Consider the following 5282-nt stretch of genomic DNA (forward strand, 5'->3'; position numbering starts at 1 on the left):
AACGACACCAGCGCGCTCATCATCTCGACCCGCGCGTTGGCCAGCGCGGTCAGCGGCGCGTACAGCCTGGTCAGCAGCAGCGCCAGCGACACCACCGACCCGGCGTCCAGCTCGCCGCGCAGCGCCGAGTAGCCGCCGAGCCCGTACACCAGCGCGGTGGCCAGCGCGGACACCAGCGTGAGCGCGGTCATGAACACCGTGGTGGCCATCGCCTTGCGCACCCCGATGTCGCGCACCCGCCGCGCCCGGTCCGCGAACTCCGCCGACTCGCGCTCGGGCCTGCCGAACAGCTTCACCAGCGTCGCGCCGGGGGCCGAGAACCGCTCCGTCATCCGGTCGCCCATCGCCGCGTTGTGCCCGGCGGCCTCCAGCTCCAGCGACGCCAGGCGGGAGCCCATGCGCCGGGCCGGGACCACGAACACCGGCAGCAGCACCAGCGCCAGCAGCGTGATCCGCCAGGAGAAGCCGATCATCACGGCGAGCGTGAGCGCGAGCGTGACGACGTTGCCCACGACCCCGGACAGCGTGTCGCTGAACGCCCGCTGCGCCCCGATCACGTCGTTGTTGAGCCTGCTGACCAGCGCCCCGGTGCGGGTGCGGGTGAAGAACGCCACCGGCAGCCGCTGCACGTGGTCGTAGACGACGGTGCGCAGCCGCAGGATCAGGTTCTCGCCGAGGCTCGCCGACAGCCACCGCGCGAGCAGCCCCAGCCCCGCCTCCACGAGCGCGATCACCGCGATCAGCCCGGCCAGGCCCGCCACGAACCCGGTCGTGCCGCCGGACACGATCGCCTCCACGACCCGCCCGGCCAGCACCGGCGTGAGCACCGCCAGCGCGGCGGCCAGGACGCTGACCACCAGGTACTGCGCGAGCTTCGGCCGGGACACGTCGGCGAACCGCCAGATCCGCCTCAGCGCCGCCGCCGACAGCGGCTTGCTCGACCGGCGCGCGTTGGCGACGTGGTGCAACGAGTGCCAGGCCGTGGTCTCCATGTCCATGGGCCGAAAGCTAGAACCTCGACCATTGTGGAAGTCAACGCGATAACCCGACCGCCGAAGCGCCGTCACCCGGACGTGGTGGGTGGATCGGACCCGGATGGTGCTGGTGTGACGCCTGCGGGTCGGGTGGGTGACGGTCTCGTTTCCGCCTTCGGGGTGCGCGGGGGCCGCCGGGCGGGGGAGCCGGGACGGCCGCCACACTGACCCGACCGGCGGGGAATGGAACCGGGACCGGCGGCGTTGCCACCTGGACAAGGGGCACGGAAAGCACACTTGGAGGCACGTCGTGGCGCAGGACCCGGAGGAGCTGTTCGAGGTCGACTCCGACGTCCCGGACCTGACCGGAGCGGTGCTGCTGCACCACTTCGACGGTTTCATGGACGCCGGGTCGGCGGGCGGGACGCTGGCCGAGCACCTGCTCCAGGCGCACGAGCACCGCGTGGTGGCGCGCTTCGACGTCGACGACCTCATGGACTACCGGGCCCGCAGGCCCAGCATGACCTACGCCACCGACCGCTGGGAGCACTACGACGCCCCCGAGCTGGTCGTCCACCTGCTGCACGACGCGGTCGGCTCGCCGTTCCTGCTGCTCACCGGCCCCGAGCCGGACCGCCGCTGGGAGGCCGTGACGCAGGCCGTCATCGCGCTGGTCGAGCGCTGGGGCGTGCGGCTCGCGGTCGGGTTCCACGGCCTGCCGATGGGCGTGCCGCACACCCGCGAGCTCACCGTCATCTCGCACGCCACCCGCCCCGAGCTGGTCGTCGAGCGCTCCCCGTTCAACCGGGTGCAGGTGCCCGGCAACCTGGGCGCGCTGGTCGAGCTGCGGATGGGCGAGGCCGGGCTGGACGCGATGGGCTTCGCCGCCTACGTGCCGCACTACCTCGCGCAGGGCAGCTACCCGGCCGCCGCGCTGAACCTGCTGCGGTCCGTGGCGAAGGCCACCGGGCTCGCGCTGTCCGCCGACGCGCTGGTCGAGAGCGCCCGCCGCACCGACGCCGAGATCGCCAGGCAGGTCGCCGAGTCCAGCGAGGTGGCGCAGGTCGTGGAGGCGCTGGAGCGGCAGTACGACGCGTTCACCCAGGCGTCGGAGAACCTGCTCGTCGGCGAGGACGAGTCGCTGCCGAGCGCGGACGAGCTGGGCGCGGAGTTCGAGCGCTTCCTGGCCGAGCAGCAGCGCGACTGACCGGGACCGGGCGGCGCGGGCGAGGACCCGCACCTCCCGACTCCCGGCGCCCGGCCCGCGGCGGCGCGCTCCCCGGTCGGGAGCGCGCCCTCCGGCGACCGGCCTCCCGCCGCGTGCAACCTGCCGGGCGTCCCCGCGCGTTGCAGTGGTGAGACCCCCGCGCGGACGAACCTGAAGCCCCCGACCAGTTCGCCCGAATGCTCCGGTTGATCTTGTGATGTCCCCCGCGAGGCCCTGACCAGCGGCGCTCCGCGGCCCATCACCGCACCGTGACGAGCCCGCTCACGGGTTGTCCGGAAAAGCTGACAAAACCCTGAAGATAGCGCGTCCGCCCCGAGGGGCGTGGGAAAACGCGTGGGAGCCTGCGAGAACCCCCACCTCTCGAAGGCTCCCCTGAAGGACCCCTCAGTTGACCTCTGACGTGCTCGCCCCAGCGCCACCCCGCCCCGTCGAGGGCAAACGCCGCTACCGCACGGAGCTGCAGGGCCTGCGCGCCATCGCCGCCCTGCTGGTCGTCGTGTACCACGTGTGGCTCGGTCGCGTCTCCGGCGGCGTGGACGCGTTCTTCCTCATCTCCGGCTTCCTCGTCACCGGCCAGCTCACGAGGATGGCCGAGCGGGGCGGGGTCCAGTACCGCACCTACTGGCTCAACACGGCCAAGCGGCTGTTCCCCGCCGCCTCGGCCGTCCTGCTGGTCACGGTCATCGGCAGCGTCATGTTCCTGCCGGAGCACCGCTGGCCGGTCACCGTCGAGGAGGTCTTCGCCTCGCTGCTGCTGCTGGAGAACTGGCAGCTGACGAGCGCGGCGACGGACTACTTCAACTCGCACGTCGAAGCCAGCCCGGTGCAGCACTTCTGGTCGCTGTCCGTGCAGGGCCAGATCTACCTGACCTGGCCGCTGCTGGTCGGGGCCGCCGCGCTGGCCGCGCGGCACCTGCGGATCAACGCGACCCGCGCGGTCGCCGTCGTGCTCACCCTGGTGCTCGCGCTGTCCCTGGCGCACTCGGTGGAGCTGACCAACGCGAACCAGCCGCTCGCCTACTTCTCCACCACGACCCGCCTGTGGGAGTTCGCCCTCGGCGGCCTGCTGGCACTGGCGATCGACAAGGTCGAGCTGCCCGCCAGGCTCCGCCTCGCGCTGGGCTGGCTGGGCGTGCTCATGCTGGCCTCCTGCGGGATGCTGCTCCAGGTCGGCACGATGTTCCCCGGCTGGGCCGCGCTGTGGCCGACCGTCGCCACCGCGCTGGTGCTGCTGGCTGGCCACACCGGCAGCCCGATCGGCGCCGACCGCCTCCTGAGCACCCGCCCGCTGCGCTACCTCGGCGACATCTCCTACAGCCTGTACCTGTGGCACTGGCCGATCCTGGTGCTGTACCTGGTGGCCCGCGACCGCACCGAGGTCGGCCTGCTGGGCGGCCTGGGCATCATCACGCTGTCGCTGCTGCTGGCCGCCTTCACGCACCGCTACGTCGAGCGTCCCACCCGCAAGGGCCGGTTCCGCCTGGTCGCCGCCGCCATGGTGCCGGTGATCGCGGCCACCGCCGTGTGGCAGCTCACCAGCGACCGGCGGCTGACCGGCTACGTCGCCGAGGTCTCCGACGACAGCCACCCCGGCGCGATCGCCCGCACCGAGGGCTACGCGTACTCCGGTGACGACAACGCCCGCCTGGTGCCGCCGATGGTGGCCATGACCGACCAGTGGTCGCTCATCCCCGGCGCGAGCTGCGAGCGGCCCGACGCGGCCACCCCGCAGCTGGAGGTGTGCACCGGCCCGGTCGACGGCGAGCCCACCAGGAAGATCGTCATCGTCGGCGACTCGCACGCCCAGCAGTACACCGAGGCGTTCCTGCCCACCGCCGAGCGGCTGAACTGGCAGCTCATCACGATGATCAAGGGCGCCTGCCCGTTCTCCACCGAGTCGGAGACCGTGCGCGGCGACCGCGAGTGCGAGGACTGGAACGCGGCGGCGGCCGAGCGGATCGTCGACCTCGAGCCCGACGCCGTCGTCACCATGGCCACCAGGACCATCCGCCTCGACCACGACGAGGAGACCCCCGACGGCTTCGTCGCGCAGTGGAGGAACCTGGAGGCGGCGGGCATCCCCGTCGTCGCCATCCGGGACAGCCCGCGCTACGACTACTCGCCGTCCGAGTGCGCGGCCCGCTACGGCGCCGAGGACGAGCGGTGCGTGATGAAGCGCTCCGACCTGGTCGCGCTGACCATCGGCCCGCCGTACGAGCGGCGCGACGACATCCCGGCCAACGTCAGCTTCCTGGACTTCACCGACTACTACTGCACCGCCGACATCTGCCCGCCCGCCATCGGGAACGTGCTGCTGTACTTCGACGACAACCACCTGACGTCGAGCTACATGCTCACCATGAACCCGATCGTCGAACCGGCGGTGCTAGGCACGCTGGGCTGGAACGAGGAGTAGTCCACGCGGGACCGATCACGCCAGGGGGGCTCGGGCAACCGGGCCCCCCTTCGCGCGTCTGCACCACTGTCGGACACGCGTGCGACAATCGCGGTGATCTTGGACGGGAGGTCAGGCCCGTTGTCCCGCAAAGGGTTGCACGCGGCCCGAAGCTGCCGAGCAGGAACCCGAACCCGGCGACCGCGCCGGTGGGACACTCGGTCGCGGGAACTGGGGGAGGGGCACACATGCGCATCCGGCTGCTGGGGCCGGTCGCGGTCGGGACGGACGCCGTCCAGGCCGCGCTCGGCGGACCCAAGCCGAAGGCCCTGCTGGTGGCGCTCGCGCGCCAGGGCGGGCACGTCGTCGGCATCGACCGCCTGGTCGACCTGCTGTGGGGCGAGACACCACCCGCGTCCGGCACGGCGCTCGTGCACACCTACGTCTCCCAGCTGCGCCGCGCCCTCGCCAACGTCGGCCTGCCCGACGCCCTGCGCACCAGCTCGCCCGGCTACCGCTTCGTCACCGAGCCGGGCGACTGCGACGTGGACGTGTTCACCGCCGAGCACACCGCCGCCCGCGAGGCCGAGCGCTCCGGCGACCACGCCGCCGCGCACGCCGCGTACGGCCGCGCGCTGGCCCTGTGGCGCGGCCCCGCGCTCGACGGCGTCGACGCGGACTTCGC

The 5282-nt window shown here is 72.6% G+C and carries 4 protein-coding genes; 3 read left to right on the forward strand and 1 reads right to left on the reverse strand.

Features of this window, described 5'->3' with window-relative positions; translation table 11 throughout:
- Window positions 1-998 (reverse strand): ABC transporter ATP-binding protein (locus tag ACTUAL_RS08195; protein WP_440899818.1); only part of this gene is annotated, 998 nt, incomplete at its 3' end.
- A gap of 286 nt (window positions 999-1284) precedes the next feature.
- Here ACTUAL_RS08195 and ACTUAL_RS08200 point away from each other — a divergent pair.
- The 3 genes from ACTUAL_RS08200 to ACTUAL_RS08210 form a co-directional block, all read left to right on the forward strand.
- The gene (locus ACTUAL_RS08200; protein WP_440899819.1) at window positions 1285-2181 is read left to right on the forward strand and encodes a proteasome assembly chaperone family protein; all 897 of its coding nucleotides are present in this window, start codon (window positions 1285-1287) and stop codon (window positions 2179-2181) included.
- 409 nt (window positions 2182-2590) lie between these two features.
- Complete coding sequence (locus ACTUAL_RS08205; protein ID WP_440899820.1) at window positions 2591-4618, forward strand: acyltransferase family protein; 2028 nt, start codon at window positions 2591-2593, stop codon at window positions 4616-4618.
- A gap of 227 nt (window positions 4619-4845) precedes the next feature.
- The coding region (locus tag ACTUAL_RS08210) for an AfsR/SARP family transcriptional regulator (protein WP_440899821.1) at window positions 4846-5282 on the forward strand (437 nt) is incomplete at its 3' end.

The sequence above is a fragment of the Actinosynnema sp. genome, assembly GCF_052038725.1.